Below are 17,412 nucleotides of genomic sequence, written 5' to 3'. Positions count from 1 at the left end.
AATTGCAATCATGGATCTGAATTATGCAACTGATGAAACTGGAAGATGATGTTGTCCTGCGCGTCAAAGGAATGGAAAAGCTGTTAGAAGGGATCGTGCGCGAGCTCAAGGCCAACAAAGGAGAGGTCGATGAGTTTATCAGGGATGACATCCAGCATTTCCGGCATTGTTCAAAAGATATTATTACCCACTATGTCAGCCAGAGGCGCACTGCTCACAACCTGCTGGAAAACATCACTATCAGCAATCGTAAGCGGATGCGGGTGATGGCGCAGCATAACTGGGTGTATGGCATCACTTTCGGCATGGTCATCTCGTTGGTATTCCAGATGATGTAAGGTGTTGTCACGTTTAGCGGGAGGGGCGATAGTCTCTCTCGCTTTTTTATTGGGGTAGGGGGATGTGGGTTTTGGATGTTGTTAAAAGCAAAAGGGCCGACGATTGCTCGTCAGCCCTTGTAGTGTCTGGTGGCCCCTGCTGGACTTGAACCAGCGACCAAGCTATGAAGAAAAAGTATCTACAACCAGAGCCACAATCACCTATTCGAGATCAGTCCGGAGGCCTTTAAACAGACCTCGTCGTAATGATAGGAAATACCTGATCTGGTGCGGTCAGTCCAGTTTCTTTCCATCATAAATCAAAGAAACTATGTCCAGAACAATTTATTTCAGGAGATGTTTTTTGACATGAGCAATATTATTCATATGGGACAGTCAGCAAAGTGTAGTCAGGCGATAAAATAGCCAGTTTATTTCTCATCGCCTCCTGAACAACTGAGAATGTAGAGCCGCAGATAAAAACAGGGTTTTCCCCATGCATAAAATTATAATTAACAGGATCTTTAAATACATGGATGTTTTGAAAAATATCAAATTCATATTTAGTGTCAAATATTCCTTTGACCTTTCCAGGTGTCTTTCTGATAGCCTCTGCTGCAAATGCGGATAATCCCCACAAATAAATAGAATGCGTAGCACTATGTTTATTTATAATCTCTGCAATCTCGTCGCTAACTAATTGAAGATGTTCTTCATAGTCTCCAATGGAGTTAATTAAATCACTTGCATTACATAAAACCCGCAACGCTGGAACTAATGGACTACTTTGGCGCTCAAAAGCAATGATATTAAACCCAGTATTTTGGATTAGAGATAAAAATGACTGCGAATTGAAGTAGTGAATATGGTCAGGGCAATTAATAGAATATCTTAAATCAAGTTTGCTATGTGGAACGCCAAAATCAGGAACCTCAATGAAGAAATAACTATTCTTAAATTCTTTCAGAACGCTCAGCAATTCAGATGGTTTAAAAATATGCTCAAGAACATGGGACAAAACAAATATATTTCTTTTGTGTTTGATATTGTACTCTGCAAGCGATGATGCGAAATGATCCTTACAATCGTTTAAATCAGAATGAACAAAATTTAAACTTTCGAAAGATACCCTATCAACAAAATCAACCACTATGCCTTTTTCATGCCCACATTCGCTGCGAAGATCTTCAGCAAGTTCACCAGGACCACCACCAATTTCAATCGCAAGGCCATCGATAGTGCTTAAATTTAGATTCCTTTTTATAAATTCTTTTCTAAAGTCACCTAATTCTCTATCCGTAGCCAGAGCTGTTTCTGCTTTGTAAATTATATCCAAAGGAACATTATGATAAGTGCAGGAGTGCTTACACTTCTCACAAAGATATTGTCTGAATTCTAACTCATTAAAAACAAGCTCTGATCTAATTTCACAAAATTTATTATCAATAACTTTCAGGTCTGAATTACAAACAGGGCATGAATAGAAATCTTCCATAACAACCTCTATTGTGTTAAAAATAAATATTATGAAGTTATCATAAAAAAAGTATTACAATCGATAGATAAAAGAGAAAAAAACAGCATATTTCATTGGTTAAGGTATGACCAGTCACCAGAGGTAGAAACAACCTTCAGTGAGTAATGTCTGTTGGTTTTTATTCATATCTCCAATTTTGCCAGTCCGCTGCAAATTCAGCTGGAGTCTGGTAATCGAGCGATGGATGTGGACGGCACTCGTTATAATCCTGCCGTCAGTCGCTAATCGTTTTCCTTGTGTGAAAAAATTCGCTGAACCACTGCTCATTCAGGCACTCATCTCGAAATCGTTTATTATAACTTTCAATAAATGCGTTCTGAGCGGGCTTGCCCAGCAGGGAAAGACTCCATGACGCCACGCGAAATAGAGTTACTGACCATTGCCAGACTCGAGCATGGCGGCCTCCAGCTCGAACCGGTAGAACTGCGGGAACTGAAGCGCCAGTTGGAAGAGGGGGCAGCTATATCCAGGCGGAACCGCGAAATGATGACCGGCCCTGCATTGCGGCACGCGAGGTGATTGGCGTCATTTCACCGTCAGGTAAGAACTTTGCAGGATGATCGAGTCTGAAAAAAAGCTATTGGCCGCGGGAGTTGCTAAAGGTTTGGGGCGAGATTAGTACCAGCTTCTAACTGTTAATACTGTGCTGGGGTGTCCTAAAGGTATACTGGGAAAAGTAAGGGCTCACATTGTTGGTGTAAGCCCTTGTTTTATCTGGTGGCCCCTGCTGGACTTGAACCAGCGACCAAGCGATTATGAGTCGCCTGCTCTAACCACTGAGCTAAGGGGCCGTGGCGGAGGATTATAAAGTAACTCCTCGCGGCAATCCAGCTATACGCGCCTGCCTGCTGTTTTTATAAACAACACATTTTCAATCCTTTATACTTGCTGAGTGATCTATCAGCAGGAGTAAAAATGATCGGCGATATTCTTGCACCCGGGCTGCGGGTGGCGTTCTGCGGTATCAACCCGGGCAAGTCCTCTGCCCATACCGGTTTCCACTTTGCGCATCCCGGAAACCGTTTCTGGAAGGTTATTTACCAGGCCGGGTTTACCGACAAGCTGTTGAAGCCGGAAGAGGAGCAGCAACTGCTGGATACCCGCTGCGGTATCACCATGCTGGTGGAGCGGCCGACGGTGCAGGCAAGCGAGGTGCATCTCCATGAGCTGCGCAGCGGCGGGCGTGAACTGATTAAGAAGATTGAGGACTATCAGCCTGCGGTGTTGGCGATTCTGGGTAAGCAGGCGTATGAACAGGCGTTCAGCCAGCGAGGAGCGCAGTGGGGCAAGCAGCGCATCACCATCGGCGTGACCCAGGTGTGGGTGCTGCCGAATCCGAGTGGATTGAACAGAGCGACGCTGGAGAAGCTGGTCGAGGCGTATCGTGAGCTGGATGAAGCGCTGATGGTGCGGGGACTGTAGGTTCGGTGCGGTGTGATGCCCTCACCCAGGCCTTTCCCACAGGGAGAGAGAAAAATCCGAGGCATGTCCGCCCAGATAGCAGGCATAAAAAAAGCTCCCATTGGGAGCTTTTTCGATTCCGGCGAGATTAGTCGTCCAGGAAGCTACGCAGCACTTCAGAGCGGCTCGGGTGGCGCAGTTTGCGCAGGGCCTTCGCTTCGATCTGACGGATACGTTCGCGGGTAACGTCGAACTGTTTACCCACCTCTTCCAGCGTATGGTCGGTGTTCATGTCGATACCGAAACGCATACGCAGAACTTTCGCTTCACGGGCGGTGAGGCCCGCCAGAACGTCGTGGGTGGCGGCACGCAGACTCTCAGTGGTGGCAGAGTCCAGCGGCAGCTCGAGGGTAGTATCCTCGATGAAATCACCCAGATGCGAATCTTCATCGTCGCCGATTGGCGTTTCCATGGAGATTGGCTCTTTGGCGATTTTCAGCACCTTACGGATTTTGTCTTCTGGCATCAGCATGCGTTCTGCCAGCTCTTCTGGCGTCGGCTCGCGGCCCATCTCCTGCAGCATCTGGCGAGAAATACGGTTGAGCTTGTTAATCGTCTCAATCATATGCACCGGAATACGGATGGTGCGCGCCTGATCCGCGATAGAGCGGGTGATTGCCTGACGGATCCACCAGGTTGCGTAGGTGGAGAACTTGTAGCCACGACGGTATTCGAACTTATCAACCGCTTTCATCAGACCGATGTTACCTTCCTGAATCAGATCCAGGAACTGCAGGCCGCGGTTGGTGTATTTCTTCGCGATAGAGATAACCAGACGCAAGTTCGCTTCAACCATCTCTTTCTTCGCACGACGGGCTTTCGCTTCGCCGATAGACATGCGACGGTTGATGTCTTTAACCTGCTCGATAGTCAGGCCGGTCTCTTCTTCAATCTGCTGCAGCTTCTGCAGGCCACGATGCACGTCGTCAGACACGTCACGCAGTTTTTCAGACCATGGTTTGTTCATCGCGATAGCCGCGTTGAACCAGGTTTCGCTGGTTTCGTTGCCGGTGAAGAGGGTGATGAAGTTCTTCTTCGGCATTTTGCACAGTTCAACGCACAGCTTCATGATGATACGTTCCTGGGTGCGTACGCGATCCATCATCACGCGCATGCTGTTAACCAGGTAATCGAACTGTTTTGGCACCAGGCGGAACTGTTTGAAGACTTCAGACAGTTTCTGGATCTCAGCCTGCGCGGCAGCATGGCTACGGCCTTTGGCTTTGATGGTGTCGCGGGTGATTTCGTACTGGGTACGCAGTTCACCGAATTTCTCACGCGCCAGCTCAGGGTCGATGCTGTTGTCGTCATCGCTGCTGTCGTCGTCGCTCTCTTCCTCTTCTTCTTCTTCTTCGTCAGCCATCTCTTCCTGAGACAGTTCAGAACCGACGTGCGTCGCCGTTGGCGCCATGTCTTCTTCAGCGTTCGGATCGACAAAACCGGTGATCAGATCGGACAGACGCGCTTCTTCAGCTTCAACGCGATCGTACTGTTCGAGCAGATAGGTGATGGCTTCCGGGTATTCGGCAACGGAGCACTGAACCTGGTTGATCCCGTCTTCGATGCGCTTAGCGATGTCGATTTCGCCTTCACGGGTCAACAGTTCAACGGTACCCATTTCACGCATGTACATGCGAACCGGGTCGGTTGTGCGGCCGATTTCAGACTCAACGCTCGACAGAACCTGTGCAGCAGCTTCTTCTGCATCTTCGTCGGTGTTGTTTGAGTTTTCAGCAAGCAACAGATCATCGGCATCCGGTGCTTCTTCCATCACCTGAATGCCCATGTCATTGATCATTTGGATGATGTCTTCGATCTGATCGGAGTCGACGATATCTTCCGGCAGATGGTCATTGACCTCGGCATAGGTCAGATAGCCTTGCTCCTTACCACGTTGGACAAGAAGTTTCAGCTGTGACTGCGGGTTTTGCTCCATAAGACGGTATCCACACTTATTCGTTTGATTGGTGTTGGCGGTGCAGCTACCAACATTTAAAGCGAGGGCGTACTTATATTTTTGCCGCTGCCTCTCAGTGCGGCTGTCGGGATCTACCCGAACGATATTCGGCACTTAAGCCGTTAAATTCATTTTTTTTCCAGGGCCTGTCTGATTTCCCAGAACTCCCTGCGCTCTTCACTGCTTAAACCTTGTGTGCGATCGCGAGCTATCAACTCTTCTTGTCGCTGTTCAAGCATTGAATCAAAAATTCGGTTTAGCGTGTCGGTGAACATTTTTTCAACGTTCTCATCCTTTATATCGTTCCAGGCTGAGAGTTTTTCAAGTGTTGAGTATTCACCTTTACCGCGATAACTCTCTAAAAGCTGGCCTGTTGTCAGGCCCGGTTGCGCAACACAAATGTTCACCAGCTCGGTAAACAGGTTGAGCCCTGGTAACTTTGCCTGAGTCAGCCCATGCATAGCGGGGACGAGCGGCGCCAGGTTTGGATTTTGCACCAGCAACCCTATAAGTATACGCATAGGAGTCTGTTTTATCTGCTGCGTTGGGCGCACGACCCCACTTTCGGCCTGTTTCGGCATCAAACGATCCAACTGAGAATCATCAAAAATCCCCAGCTTCAGGCCCAGTGTCTGGCGCAGCTGAATTCGATGCGCGTCGCCCGGAACCTGGCTGATCAGCGGTAACGCCAGGGCAGCGAGCTGCGTACTTCCATCTGGCGTACTGAGATCAACCTGCGGTAAGAGCCTGTTAAATAAGAACATGGAGAGCGGTTGTGCATGCTCCATCCGTGCCTCGAAAGCGTCTTTACCTTCTTTACGTACCAGCGTATCCGGGTCTTCACCGTCGGGCAGGAACATAAAGCGTAGCTGACGACCGTCAGTCATGTATGGCATTGCGGTTTCCAGGGCGCGCCATGCGGCATCGCGCCCGGCGCGGTCGCCGTCGTAACAGCAAATAACGTTGTTTGTCGCTCGGAATAACATATGCATGTGGTCAGCCGTGGTAGACGTACCCAGTGAGGCAACGGCATAGTTGATACCGTATTGTGCCAGGGCGACAACATCCATATAACCTTCGACAACCAGCAGACGCGGTGGTTCAGCGTTGTGCTGCTGGGCTTCATAAAGGCCATACAGCTGGCGGCCTTTATGGAAAATATCGGTTTCCGGGGAGTTCAGGTATTTCGGCGTATCGTTACCGAGTACGCGGCCACCAAAACCAATAACCCGGCCTCGTTTGTCGCGAATCGGGAACATCACACGATTGCGGAAACGGTCGTACGTTCTTCCCTGGTCGTTAGTGACCAGCATCCCGGCATCGAGCAGTAGCTGTCTGTTATCGACATTGCCACCGAAACGTTTTAACGCGTTATCCCAGCCTGGTGGTGCAAAACCAATAGCAAAACGCTCGACTATCTCGGCGCTTAGACCGCGTTGCTCCAGATACTGGCGTGCAGGCTCAGCGTTGGATTGGGTGAAGGATTGCTGATAAAACGCATTCAATCCGTCCATAAGCTGATAGAGGTTTTGTCGTTGATGACGTTCTATCTGGCTAAGACCCGTTCCGGCTTCATAGGGCACTTCAAGATTGTGCATGGCAGCCAGCTCTTCGACGGTTTCCACGAACTCGAGCTTGTCGTAGTTCATCAAAAAGTCGACGGCGTTGCCGTGCGCGCCACAGCCGAAGCAGTGGTAGAACTGTTTATCACCGTTTACGGTGAAAGAGGGGGTTTTTTCGTTATGGAACGGACAGCACGCATGGTAGTTCTTGCCCTGCTTTTTCAGCTTTACCCGCGCGTCGATGAGATCGACGATGTCGGTTCTTGCCAGCAGATCATTGATAAATACGCGTGGGATTCGTCCAGCCATAGGCCCCGTGATTACACTTCATCCTTCAAACTGTCTTCTTTGATCCAGTGTGAATAATTTGGTGTAAATACTGATTCATAAACGAAAATAAGCCGCGCATTCCTTCCGGAAGCACGGCCTTACGACTACTACTCTGTCTGTCAATTGAGGACGCGTGTCCTCAACAGATTAGTACAGACGAGTACGGCGTGCGTTTTCGCGAGCCAGTTTCTTCGCGTGACGTTTCACAGCAGAAGCTTTAGCGCGCTTACGTTCGGTCGTTGGTTTTTCATAGAACTCACGACGACGAACTTCCGCCAGAACACCTGCTTTCTCGCATGAACGCTTGAAGCGACGCAGTGCTACGTCGAACGGCTCGTTTTCACGTACTTTAATTACCGGCATGTAACTCTCACCTTTATAAATTCGGTTTGCCGCTGGCATCAACGCCAGCTTATTTCAAAATGGTGCGGAATTTTACTGCAATTGCTGCTGCTTTGTAAAGCACCGCGGCCGTTTTTGAAAGGGACTTTTATAAGGGTGAGGAGTATACACGAAGAGAACAGTGGGGGTGAGGAAAGTTTTACATCAACCCGCCCAGGCTCTACACTGCGCGGTATCTGAGTGAGGTAAAACAAGTCATGCGTGTACTGGGTATTGAAACATCCTGCGATGAGACCGGCATCGCCATTTACGACGATGAAAAAGGGCTGATTGCCAACCAATTGTATAGTCAGGTGAAATTGCATGCTGACTACGGCGGCGTAGTGCCGGAACTGGCCTCTCGCGACCATGTGCGTAAAACGGTGCCGCTTATTCAGGCGGCGCTGAAAGAGGCCGGCTTAACGGCAAAAGATATTGATGCGGTGGCTTACACCGCCGGTCCGGGCCTGGTGGGTGCGCTGCTGGTGGGTGCAACGATTGGACGGTCGCTGGCGTTTGCGTGGGATGTTCCGGCAATTCCGGTTCACCATATGGAAGGGCACCTGCTGGCGCCGATGCTGGAAGACAATCCGCCGGAATTTCCGTTCGTGGCGCTGCTGGTTTCCGGCGGCCATACCCAGCTTATCAGCGTGACCGGCATTGGTGAATATGCTCTGCTGGGCGAATCTGTTGATGATGCGGCCGGAGAAGCCTTCGACAAAACCGCCAAGCTGCTGGGTCTCGATTATCCCGGCGGCCCGATGCTGTCGAAGATGGCTGCGCAGGGCACCGAAGGCCGTTTTGTCTTCCCACGCCCGATGACCGACCGACCGGGGCTGGATTTCAGCTTCTCGGGCCTGAAAACTTTTGCAGCGAATACTATCCGTAATAATGAAAGCGACGATCAGACGCGTGCGGACATCGCCCGTGCCTTTGAAGATGCGGTAGTGGATACGCTGATGATCAAGTGCAAACGTGCGCTGGATCAGACCGGCTTTAAGCGTCTGGTGATGGCGGGGGGCGTCAGCGCCAACCGCACATTACGTGCAAAGCTGGCGGAGATGATGCAAAAGCGCCGGGGAGAAGTGTTCTATGCCCGCCCGGAGTTCTGTACCGATAACGGCGCGATGATCGCCTATGCGGGTATGGTGCGTCTGAAACCTAATGAAACGGCGGATTTGAGCGTCTCTGTCCGTCCGCGTTGGCCGCTGGCGGAGCTGCCCGCAGCCTGATCCCCGACGCCCGGATGTTAGATAGCGATATCAAACATCCGGGTACTGGCCAGCAGACTGTATAGCTGGCAGCTGTTGCTTACCCCCAGTTTTTCCATCGCCCGCATTTTATGCGCACTCACGGTTTTAATGCTGAGGTGCAGACGCCGTGCGATATCCGTCAGGCTCAGACCCCGGCATATATAGCGCAGCACCTCATGTTCGCGCAGGGAGAGCGTCTCCCGGGGGGCTTTTCCACTCTGAAAAAGCATGCTCGTCAGCGTGTGATCAACATAAATGTCGTTATTCACCACCGAATTCAGCGCCTGCTTAAGGGTTTTCTCGTCAGCATGACGACTGAGATAGGCTCTGACACCGGCTTCCAGCATCAGTCGGATCAGCAACGGGTTCTTATCCGGCGACAGCATCATGACTTTTAGCGCAGGGTAGTGATGGGTTAACCACTTCACTAGCGCCAGCCCCTGCATCCCGTTGAGCGGATTCTGGCTCTGCGGAGAGGAGAGCGTGCGTCCCAGCAACAGAATATCGGGCGTGTGCTGTGCAAGCAGGGCAATCAGCTCAGCGGTCGATGCCGCTTCGCCGGTGAAACAGAGTGTCAGAGCATCAAAAGTATCCATCCCGGCAGAACGGCTCCCCATGAGCATGGCATTCACACCCCGACGAACAATGGTGTGCTCGTCGGCAATGGCAATATTGAGCTGCATCGTTTTATTCCTTAATCGTGTTATACGATGATAATTATTATCAGGGCAGGCAGACCGCATTTTATATTAAGGTGATACCGGCTAAATGCGGTCATAGAAACATTTTTATAGTAAAGTATACTTGCGTTAGCTATTTTAAATCCTTGGGACGTGTTTTTGGTTATTTTTACTCTCATCCTTTGTTGACATATTCAATGTCGATTATTTTATTGTTTCTTGAGAGTATTCTTATTCTTTGCAGGGAGAGGTCTTATAGGCCTGATGATATTTTTAATTCATGCTGAAAAAGGAAGGGGGTTTATTCATGTCAAAGTAAAAGGATGTTGGCCAAAATGAAAAAAAGTATTTTATCACTGTTAATTTGCGCAGCCATTACCTGCGCCGCTCATGCTGAAACCGCCCCGCAAACCCAGCTCGCTGAGGATGGCGTTGCCTACGACTCGATTGTGGTTAAACTGAAAGCCGCTTCAGATTCGGCAGCCAGGCCAGCATTAACGCTGAACGACCCTGCGCTCACTGTTGCCGAAATGTACCCAGTCGATAAAAGCGCAGGTGAAGCCGCTGCCGAAATGACGGCGATCAATAAACGCTATGGTTTCGATCGGTACTTACGGATTTCCTTGCCGGGCAATCAAACTCAGAATAAAAACTACATCAACAGCATTATTAACGAACTGGAACACAATCAAAATATTGAATCCGTTTATCCTGAAGCGATTCCTGTTTCGTTAGACGAAAGCCCGGAAGGCACTACGCCTGCGAAGCCTAAATTAAAATCTACCGCAAACAGTAACCTTGGTGTCACGGCTATCCCCGATTATCGCGATATGCAGGATTATTTAAAATCACCCACCGAAAAGCGTCCCGGCTATTATATGGGTGGGATTAACCGCGACAGTGTCAATTCCTATAAGGGCAACGAAGGTGAAGACATTACTATCGTCTCTTCCGAAAACTGTATGTGGAACGTTAATCACCAGAATTTACCGCCCGCTGCTTTCAGTAAGGGGAGTGCGACAAGTACGTCGAGCACCTGCGGCGAGCGGGAACACAATACCGCGTCTACCGGGATTCTGGCGGCGCGGGATATCGGTACCGGCGTGCGTGGCATCACCTGGAAAACCAAGGTTGCCTATGCTGGCTTTCCATCATCACACCTGTTTAATTTGATCCCGCAGCTAAAAGCGGGGGACGTTGTTTCGCTGAACATGCAAACCTACGGCGGTGAAGTGGCCGGTACCTGTACATCAGCCTGCTATGTCCCCATCGAAAACGATCAGGGCTATTTCAACGTCATCAAAGCGCTCACCGATAAAGGCGTTTTTGTGGTGACCTCTGCGGGTAACGGCAACATTAACCTCGATGCGCCGGGCTTTAATGGCAAATTCGATACCCAGGTGCGTGATTCCGGGGCGATTATCGCCGGGGCATTCTGTGCGAAAACGGGGCAGAGAGCCTACTTCAGTACCTACGGCAAGCGTGTGACCAGCTCATCCTGGGGTTGCAGCGATGTCTTCACAACGGGTTATGGCGCGTTCAATAATATGCTCAACGCCAACTACACCCACTCCTTCGGTGGAACCTCGTCGTCTACGCCCATTGTTGCGGGCGTGGTTGCCAGTCTGTCGGGGATTGCAAAAGCTCACGGCATTACGGTGACGCCACTACAGATGCGACAAATCCTGCGGGAGACCGGTACACCAGCCGCGAATGGTACCTCGGCGGTCCTCGGTACGCAGCCGGATATGGAGCGCGCAGTGGCTAAAATCATGGCGCTGAAGAACGGCGGTGAAACGCAGCCAGCTCCGACAGCGGCAGCGGGGGCGGATTACACCATGATCTCGTCAGCGACCGGTGTCAGCACGTATCCGCTGGACGGCAGCAAAAGCCTGAACGCGAAGTCGTATAACTGGAGCGTGACCAAAGGGGCGGGCACCTTCTTTGTGGAAGCGAGGCTCAATGGAACGCTGGTGAATAGCGTAGACAGTGCCAATGCTTACGCTGTGATCCCGGCCAATAGCGAAGGTGAAGCAACCTACACCCTGACCACCACCGGCGCAGACGGACGTACCGCGCAGGACAGTATGACCATCAAGGTCACTAAACCGGCGGTACCGGCGCAGGACGACACCCCGGCGAAGGACGATACGCCAGCGAAGGATGATACTCCGGCGAAAGACGATACTCCGGCCACAGAGACCGTCCCGGCGTACAATGCGAAGATTGCTTACCCAATCAAGTGCACCAAAGTGTCCTATAACGGCAAAATCTGGATGAATCAGTGGTATGTCAACCCGGGTCAGGAAGAGCCAGGTAAAGGCGGTCAGTGGGGAGTATGGCGTCAGCAGGGAGTTTCAGGAAACAGCTGTAAATAACAGGAACCGCCTGGCGTGATGCCAGGCTTTCTCATGCCTGGCCCGGACAGCATCGCTACGCGTCAGGCTTTTTCTTTCTCTTCAGCCGGGTCCAGATTTTCGATTCCTGACGACGCCACAGGCGCTGGATGTTGTCATGGTGACGCAGGAGGATCAGACAAGAGAGCATAGAGACGGGGAAGGTGAACTGCGGTTTGAACCACCAGACGTAAAACGGCGCAATTAACGCGCTAACAATCGCACCAATGGATGAGTAGCCGCTGAGTAACACGCTTAGCAGCCAGGTGCCCGCCATCACGCCGGTCAGATCCCAACCAATAGGAGCAATCGCGCCAAATGCAGTGGCAACACCTTTTCCACCTTTAAAGCCGAAGAATGCTGGCCAGATATGGCCCAGACAGGCAGCAATCGCAATCAGCCCGAGCCAGAATGGCGTCACGCCCAATACATATGCGCCCCAGACGGGAAGCATTCCTTTCAGAACGTCAAAAATCAAAACCGCTACCGCTGCTCCTTTGCCGCCAATTCGTAGTACATTGGTCGCCCCCGGATTCCCGGAACCACTCACGCGTGGGTCAGGTAACCCGGCGATACGGCAGACCAGAATGGCGCTGGAAATTGAGCCGCAAAGGTAGGCGAGGAGGATCATTCCAGGCGCGATTGCACTCATAACGCTGTTCCGTTTTGAAAATGTCGTGTTGTACTTAGCATCTGTGGATAATACGCATAATTCGCCGGGAGTGGTATCCGGTTTAGCCAAAAACCAGGCAGGTCGTGATGGATATAGTATTTATAGAGCAACTTTCGGTAATCACCACTATTGGGGTGTATGACTGGGAACAGACCATCGAACAGAAGCTGGTGTTCGATATCGAAATGGGCTGGGATAACGCGGCCGCGGCCAAAAGCGATGACGTAAATGACTGTCTGAGCTACGCCGATGTGAGCGAAACCGTCATTAGCCACGTGGAAGGCCAGCGGTTTGCGCTGGTGGAGCGCGTGGCGGAAGAGGTGGCCCAGTTACTGCTTAGCCGCTTTAACTCCCCGTGGGTGCGTATCAAGGTCAGCAAACCCGGTGCTGTGGCGCGGGCGGCGAATGTGGGTGTGGTTATCGAGCGTAGCCAAAATCTTAAAGGGAATATTTAACGTCATAATAGCTAAACCAATTCCTGTTAAATCGGTCTTACAGCTGTTCCTTATACGGTTGCCCGTGGGGTAATCCGTTTTTTCTGTCTTTTTAGGGGTTTATTGATGAGCGATATGCACTCCCTGCTGGTCGCAGCAATTCTGGGTGTGGTCGAAGGATTGACAGAGTTTTTACCGGTTTCCAGTACCGGCCACATGATCATCGTGGGCCACCTGCTGGGATTTGAGGGAGAAACGGCAAAAACCTTTGAGGTGGTGATTCAGTTAGGATCGATTCTGGCCGTGGTGGTGATGTTCTGGCGTCGCCTGTTCGGCCTGATTGGCATTCACTTTGGTCATCCACAGCACGAAGGCACTGGCAAAAAACGTCTGACGCTGCTGCACATCCTGCTCGGGATGGCGCCTGCGGTAGTGCTGGGGCTGATCTTCCACGACACCATCAAGTCGTTGTTTAATCCGATCAACGTGATGTATGCGCTGGTGGTGGGCGGGGTCCTGCTGATTGTTGCCGAAGTGCTGAAGCCGAAAGAGCCTCGCGCACCCGGTCTGGATGACATGACCTATCGCCAGGCGTTTATGATTGGCTGCTTCCAGTGTCTGGCGCTGTGGCCGGGCTTCTCGCGTTCCGGGGCGACCATTTCTGGCGGGATGCTGATGGGCGTGAGCCGCTATGCGGCATCAGAGTTCTCATTCCTGCTGGCCGTTCCCATGATGATGGGTGCAACCGCGCTCGATCTGTATAAGAGCTATCACTTCCTGACAACGGCCGATATCCCGATGTTTGCCGTCGGCTTTATCACGGCGTTTATCGTGGCGCTGTTCGCGATTAAAACCTTCCTGCAGCTGATCAAACGTATCTCGTTTATTCCGTTCGCCATCTATCGCTTTATTGTGGCGGCCGCGGTGTACGTGGTGTTCTTCTGATGACCTGCCCTCAGTCTTTCGGCTGAGGGCAACGCTGTTCCTTCCAGTCGGCAACCGCCTGAATCCGTCGTTTGGTTAACTCTTCCCGAATTTCATTGCCTTTAAATCCGGCCTCGACAACCGCTTTCGTTGGTACCGCTTTCGCAATCAGCCAGGCTTCACGCAATAACCGCCCCTGCGGATAATCGCAGGCTTCAAATCCGGTGCGTCCGCGCACGTCGGCTTCGCTGGTCAGCGCTATCTGCTCCACGCGCTGCGGTTTGCGCCAGGCGTCAATGCTGTCGAACAGCTTGACGATGGTGGCGGGTTTCAGGATCGGGAAGGTGTGGATCAGGTCGTGGAACTCGGCGACCAGTTTTGCCAAATCGCGGATCTCGTTCGGTACCCGCAGGCGCAGACAAATTGCTTCAACCAGCTTCACGCCTGCCGGGCCGTGGCCGTGATGGCGCGGCCAGAACTCGGGCGGGGTTAATCCCTTGCCGAGATCGTGACACAGGGTGGCAAAGCGGACGTCCACCTCCGGGCTGAGCATGGCGGCCATGCTTAAGGTCATTAGCGTGTGGATGCCGGTATCGATTTCCGGATGCCACTTTGCCGGAGCCGGTACGCCAAACAGCGCATCGATCTCCGGGAACAGAATTTTCAGCGCCCCGCAGTCGCGCAGCACCTGGAAATAGACCTGCGGATTACGCGTGCTGAGCGCATTCTCGGTCTCTTTCCACACTCGTTCCGGGGTGAGATGTTCCAGCTCGCCCGCTTCGGTCATTGCCGTCATCAGGGCCATGGTTTCATCGGCGATGCGAAAACTCAGGTGTGCATAGCGGGCAGTAAAACGTGCCACGCGCAGCACGCGCAGCGGATCTTCAGAAAATGCTGGGGAGACATGGCGCAGAATACGGTTTTGTAGATCGGCTTTACCGCCGTATGCATCGACGATATGACCGGTTTCATCCTGCGCGAGGGCGTTGATGGTCAGATCGCGACGCTGCAAATCCGCTTCAAGGGTGACGTCCGGAGCTGCGTAGCAGGTAAAGCCGGTATAGCCGAAGCCGGATTTACGCTCGGTGCGCGCCAGAGCGTACTCCTGCTTGGTTTGCGGATGCAGAAAAACAGGGAAATCGCGGCCTACCTGCTGGTAGCCCGCGTCGAGCATCGCCTGAGGGGTGGCGCCCACCACCACCCAGTCCTTGTCTTTGACCGGCAGGCCTAATAACGCATCGCGAACCGCACCACCGACCAGATAAATCTTCACGCCACACTCTCCCGTATCCAATGTTGGCAAAATAATACGTAAGTGTGGCAGAGATGACTATTTAGTTCATCCAACGGTCTTTACGTTTACGGCTTGGGATCAGATGCGGCAGGGCCAGACCGACCAGCAGACCCACACCCAGCACGCCGCCGCCATACATAAACCACTGCATGATGATGGTGCGCTGTTTATCGTCCAGCTGCAGGTTAGCGGCGCTCACCTTCTTCTGGGCGACGATCAACTCGTTTTTCAGCTTCTGGTTCTCATCTTTGAGACCGTTGATCACCCCGTCACTCTGCGCCACTTTCTGCTGCATCTCAGCGGTGCGCTGGTTCCAGGTGGAGTCGATATTGGTCAGCTTATCGGTCAGGGTTTTGACCTGGTTTTCCAGATCCGGTACGCGGGTGCGCAGGCTCGGGCTGGTGCTAAGCTCTTTCAGGGGGATCCAGGCGGTACGGCCGCTGTTGTCGCGAACCTGGCCATAACTGGAGTCCGGGTTGCTTTGTAACAGCGCCACTTCCTCACCGGCATTAATCGTACCCACGAGGCGATAATTGTCACCCGGGCCGCTGCGTACCCAGGTATTCAGTTCGTCAGAAACGTAACGTTTCTCTTCGGCATGGACCACTGTAGCAGCGCTAAAAGCAAGTAAAGTGAGTCCAATCAGGCGTAATTTAAGCATCGGCAGTCGTTATTTTCATAAAAAGTGGAACGATAGTAGTGGCAACAGTGCGTCCGCGCAAAGTATTCGTCAGTATTCGGAATCCTCTGTGGGTTTCTGGCCACTAGAGTAAAGACAACGGCGTTCAAATTGTTCATTGCGTGGCAATCTGACGCAAAATACTATGTACTGACAAAAAAGTGGCGAGTAAGTTCGCCGTAATTTACCCCGCGATGCTGCAATCAAAAGAACAAGGCCATGGCTCAGGAAATCGAATTAAAATTTATCGTTGAAAGCGACAGCGTTGACGCGCTGAAAAACCATCTGCATCAGCTGTCTGGCGTTCATCACGAGCCGGTACAGTTGCTCAACATCTATTACGAAACGCAGGACTTCTGGCTGCGCCGTCATGATATGGGGCTGCGCATTCGGGGCGTTGACGGGCGTTACGAGATGACCATGAAAATCGCCGGCCGCGTGGTCGGCGGCCTGCATCAGCGCCCGGAATACAATATTGACATCAGCCAGCCCCAGCTTGAGCTGGCGCGCTTCCCGACGGAAGTCTGGCCGCAAGGCGAGCTGCCTGCGACTCTGGCGGACGATGTCCAGCCGCTGTTCAGCACCGATTTCTGGCGCGAAAAGTGGTTGGTAAATGAAGGCAACAGCCGCATTGAAATCGCCCTCGATCGGGGGGAAGTCAAAGCGGGTGAGTTCCAGGAAGCCATTTGCGAACTGGAACTGGAGCTGCTGGAAGGCAACGCCGGAGACCTGCTGAAGCTGGCTCGCAAGCTGGTGACCCAGTCAGGTCTGCGCCAGGGGAGCCTGAGCAAGGCCGCCCGGGGTTATCATCTGGCCCAGGGAAATGCCTCACGCACCCTGAAACCGACCGAGATCCTGCGCGTCGCGCCGAAATCAACGGTCGAGCAGGGCTTTGAAGCGGCACTTGAGCTGGCCCTGAGCCAGTGGCAGTACCACGAAGAGCTGTGGATCCGTGGCATGAAAGCGGCGAAAGCCGATGTGCTGGCGGCGATCGCGCTGGTGCGCCACAGTCTGACGCTCTTTGGCGGCATTGTGCCACGTAAAGCGAGCACTCACTTACGTGATCTGCTGACCGAGACCGAAACCCTGATGGCCTCTGACGTCTCTGCCGATACGGCGGTTTACAGCTCTCAAACTGCGACGGCGAAACTGGCGCTGACCGAGTTTCTGGTGACCCGCGGCTGGCGTTCTTTCCTCGACGCGAAGGCGCAAGCCAAAATCGACGATTCATTTAAACGCTTTGCCGATACTCATCTCTCACGCCACGCCGCCGAATTGAAAACGCTCTTCGGGCAAGCGCTGGGCGATCAGTACGCCGATCAGCTGATTCGTCTGGCGCGCAACGTTGACAGCATGCTGTTGTTGTCAGGCGCCTATGACGGCCCTGTGGCCCGCGCCTGGCTGGAAAACTGGCAGGGGTTGCAATATGCCATCAAGACCCGCCAGCGTATTGAAATTGAGCACTTCCGCAACGAGGCTATTTCGCAGGAGCCATTCTGGCTGCACAGCGGAAAACGTTAACGCAGGCAAGGAA

At 52.2% G+C, this 17,412-nt stretch carries 15 protein-coding genes, 1 tRNA gene and 1 pseudogene; 7 read left to right on the top strand and 10 right to left on the bottom strand.

Annotation, left to right across the window (positions count from 1 at the left end; translation table 11 throughout):
* Positions 1 to 23 precede the first annotated feature (23 nt).
* The gene (locus M8013_RS12840; RefSeq protein WP_271268195.1) at positions 24 to 338 is read left to right on the top strand and encodes a hypothetical protein; all 315 of its coding nucleotides are present in this window, start codon (positions 24 to 26) and stop codon (positions 336 to 338) included.
* A gap of 358 nt (positions 339 to 696) precedes the next feature.
* Here M8013_RS12840 and M8013_RS12835 read toward each other — a convergent pair whose 3' ends face one another.
* The 3 genes and pseudogenes from M8013_RS12835 to M8013_RS12825 all read right to left on the bottom strand — a co-directional run bounded on the left by M8013_RS12835 (position 697) and on the right by M8013_RS12825 (position 2,645).
* On the bottom strand, positions 697 to 1,812 hold the full coding sequence (locus M8013_RS12835; RefSeq protein ID WP_271268194.1) for a class I SAM-dependent methyltransferase: 1,116 nt from the start codon (positions 1,810 to 1,812) through the stop codon (positions 697 to 699).
* A gap of 160 nt (positions 1,813 to 1,972) precedes the next feature.
* Positions 1,973 to 2,185 (bottom strand): annotated as a pseudogene (locus M8013_RS12830) (integrase core domain-containing protein); the annotation flags it as partial.
* Between the two features lie 384 nt (positions 2,186 to 2,569).
* Positions 2,570 to 2,645 (bottom strand) — tRNA-Ile (locus M8013_RS12825).
* Positions 2,646 to 2,769: 124 nt separating this feature from the next.
* On the opposite strand from M8013_RS12825, the gene mug reads away from it, so the two are divergent.
* On the top strand, positions 2,770 to 3,276 hold the full coding sequence (gene mug / locus M8013_RS12820) for a G/U mismatch-specific DNA glycosylase (protein WP_271268193.1): 507 nt from the start codon (positions 2,770 to 2,772) through the stop codon (positions 3,274 to 3,276).
* A gap of 127 nt (positions 3,277 to 3,403) precedes the next feature.
* Here the strand turns inward: mug and rpoD are convergent, their stop codons facing one another.
* From rpoD to rpsU, 3 genes are all read right to left on the bottom strand, one after another.
* Entirely contained in the window at positions 3,404 to 5,386 is a 1,983-nt protein-coding gene (gene rpoD, locus M8013_RS12815; RefSeq protein WP_271268192.1) for an RNA polymerase sigma factor RpoD, read from the bottom strand.
* A 14-nt stretch (positions 5,387 to 5,400) separates the two neighbouring features.
* Positions 5,401 to 7,143 (bottom strand): DNA primase, encoded by a 1,743-nt coding sequence (gene dnaG, locus M8013_RS12810; RefSeq protein WP_271268191.1) that lies wholly within the window; start codon positions 7,141 to 7,143, stop codon positions 5,401 to 5,403.
* A gap of 168 nt (positions 7,144 to 7,311) precedes the next feature.
* Positions 7,312 to 7,527, bottom strand: a complete 216-nt coding sequence (gene rpsU, locus M8013_RS12805) for a 30S ribosomal protein S21 (RefSeq protein ID WP_001144069.1) — start codon at positions 7,525 to 7,527, stop codon at positions 7,312 to 7,314.
* A gap of 236 nt (positions 7,528 to 7,763) precedes the next feature.
* On the opposite strand from rpsU, the gene tsaD reads away from it, so the two are divergent.
* Complete coding sequence (gene tsaD / locus M8013_RS12800) at positions 7,764 to 8,777, top strand: tRNA (adenosine(37)-N6)-threonylcarbamoyltransferase complex transferase subunit TsaD (protein ID WP_271268190.1); 1,014 nt, start codon at positions 7,764 to 7,766, stop codon at positions 8,775 to 8,777.
* A 17-nt stretch (positions 8,778 to 8,794) separates the two neighbouring features.
* Here tsaD and M8013_RS12795 read toward each other — a convergent pair whose 3' ends face one another.
* Positions 8,795 to 9,481 carry a LuxR C-terminal-related transcriptional regulator gene (locus M8013_RS12795; protein ID WP_271268189.1) on the bottom strand — a complete coding sequence of 229 codons (687 nt, stop codon included), beginning with the start codon at positions 9,479 to 9,481 and terminating at the stop codon, positions 8,795 to 8,797.
* Positions 9,482 to 9,813: 332 nt separating this feature from the next.
* Between M8013_RS12795 and M8013_RS12790 the strand changes: the two genes are divergently transcribed.
* Complete coding sequence (locus M8013_RS12790) at positions 9,814 to 11,856, top strand: S8 family peptidase (RefSeq protein ID WP_271268188.1); 2,043 nt, start codon at positions 9,814 to 9,816, stop codon at positions 11,854 to 11,856.
* 55 nt (positions 11,857 to 11,911) lie between these two features.
* Here M8013_RS12790 and plsY read toward each other — a convergent pair whose 3' ends face one another.
* Positions 11,912 to 12,526: a glycerol-3-phosphate 1-O-acyltransferase PlsY gene (gene plsY / locus M8013_RS12785; RefSeq protein ID WP_271268187.1), complete on the bottom strand. Its 615-nt coding sequence runs from the start codon at positions 12,524 to 12,526 to the stop codon at positions 11,912 to 11,914.
* A gap of 107 nt (positions 12,527 to 12,633) precedes the next feature.
* Between plsY and folB the strand changes: the two genes are divergently transcribed.
* A complete protein-coding gene (gene folB, locus M8013_RS12780) occupies positions 12,634 to 13,002 on the top strand; it encodes a bifunctional dihydroneopterin aldolase/7,8-dihydroneopterin epimerase (protein WP_271268186.1) in 369 nt (122 codons plus the stop codon).
* Positions 13,003 to 13,107: 105 nt separating this feature from the next.
* Positions 13,108 to 13,926 carry an undecaprenyl-diphosphate phosphatase gene (gene bacA, locus M8013_RS12775; RefSeq protein WP_271268185.1) on the top strand — a complete coding sequence of 273 codons (819 nt, stop codon included), beginning with the start codon at positions 13,108 to 13,110 and terminating at the stop codon, positions 13,924 to 13,926.
* Positions 13,927 to 13,936: 10 nt separating this feature from the next.
* Here bacA and M8013_RS12770 read toward each other — a convergent pair whose 3' ends face one another.
* Together M8013_RS12770 and M8013_RS12765 are read right to left on the bottom strand one after the other, a co-directional pair.
* Positions 13,937 to 15,178: a multifunctional CCA addition/repair protein gene (locus tag M8013_RS12770; protein WP_271268184.1), complete on the bottom strand. Its 1,242-nt coding sequence runs from the start codon at positions 15,176 to 15,178 to the stop codon at positions 13,937 to 13,939.
* 61 nt (positions 15,179 to 15,239) lie between these two features.
* Positions 15,240 to 15,860, bottom strand: a complete 621-nt coding sequence (locus M8013_RS12765) for a TIGR04211 family SH3 domain-containing protein (RefSeq protein WP_271268183.1) — start codon at positions 15,858 to 15,860, stop codon at positions 15,240 to 15,242.
* A gap of 237 nt (positions 15,861 to 16,097) precedes the next feature.
* Here M8013_RS12765 and M8013_RS12760 point away from each other — a divergent pair, with 237 nt between their 5' ends.
* The gene (locus tag M8013_RS12760) at positions 16,098 to 17,399 is read left to right on the top strand and encodes a CYTH domain-containing protein (RefSeq protein ID WP_271268182.1); all 1,302 of its coding nucleotides are present in this window, start codon (positions 16,098 to 16,100) and stop codon (positions 17,397 to 17,399) included.
* Positions 17,400 to 17,412 lie beyond the last annotated feature (13 nt).

The organism is Silvania confinis, from assembly GCF_025564085.1.
GTDB lineage: Bacteria > Pseudomonadota > Gammaproteobacteria > Enterobacterales > Enterobacteriaceae > Enterobacter > Enterobacter confinis.
The sequence above is the reverse complement of the archived record's forward strand: the minus strand, read 5'-3'. Positions and strand labels throughout refer to the sequence as shown.

Coding starts and splice junctions, on each gene's coding strand:
- mug (WP_271268193.1), top strand. CDS start 2,770: ATGATCGGCGATATTCTTGCACCCGGGCTGCGGGTGGCGTTCTGCGGT.
- rpsU (WP_001144069.1), bottom strand. CDS start 7,527: ATGCCGGTAATTAAAGTACGTGAAAACGAGCCGTTCGACGTAGCACTG.
- M8013_RS12765 (WP_271268183.1), bottom strand. CDS start 15,860: ATGCTTAAATTACGCCTGATTGGACTCACTTTACTTGCTTTTAGCGCT.
- folB (WP_271268186.1), top strand. CDS start 12,634: ATGGATATAGTATTTATAGAGCAACTTTCGGTAATCACCACTATTGGG.
- M8013_RS12840 (WP_271268195.1), top strand. CDS start 24: ATGCAACTGATGAAACTGGAAGATGATGTTGTCCTGCGCGTCAAAGGA.
- M8013_RS12835 (WP_271268194.1), bottom strand. CDS start 1,812: ATGGAAGATTTCTATTCATGCCCTGTTTGTAATTCAGACCTGAAAGTT.
- bacA (WP_271268185.1), top strand. CDS start 13,108: ATGAGCGATATGCACTCCCTGCTGGTCGCAGCAATTCTGGGTGTGGTC.
- tsaD (WP_271268190.1), top strand. CDS start 7,764: ATGCGTGTACTGGGTATTGAAACATCCTGCGATGAGACCGGCATCGCC.
- M8013_RS12760 (WP_271268182.1), top strand. CDS start 16,098: ATGGCTCAGGAAATCGAATTAAAATTTATCGTTGAAAGCGACAGCGTT.
- M8013_RS12795 (WP_271268189.1), bottom strand. CDS start 9,481: ATGCAGCTCAATATTGCCATTGCCGACGAGCACACCATTGTTCGTCGG.
- dnaG (WP_271268191.1), bottom strand. CDS start 7,143: ATGGCTGGACGAATCCCACGCGTATTTATCAATGATCTGCTGGCAAGA.
- plsY (WP_271268187.1), bottom strand. CDS start 12,526: ATGAGTGCAATCGCGCCTGGAATGATCCTCCTCGCCTACCTTTGCGGC.
- M8013_RS12790 (WP_271268188.1), top strand. CDS start 9,814: ATGAAAAAAAGTATTTTATCACTGTTAATTTGCGCAGCCATTACCTGC.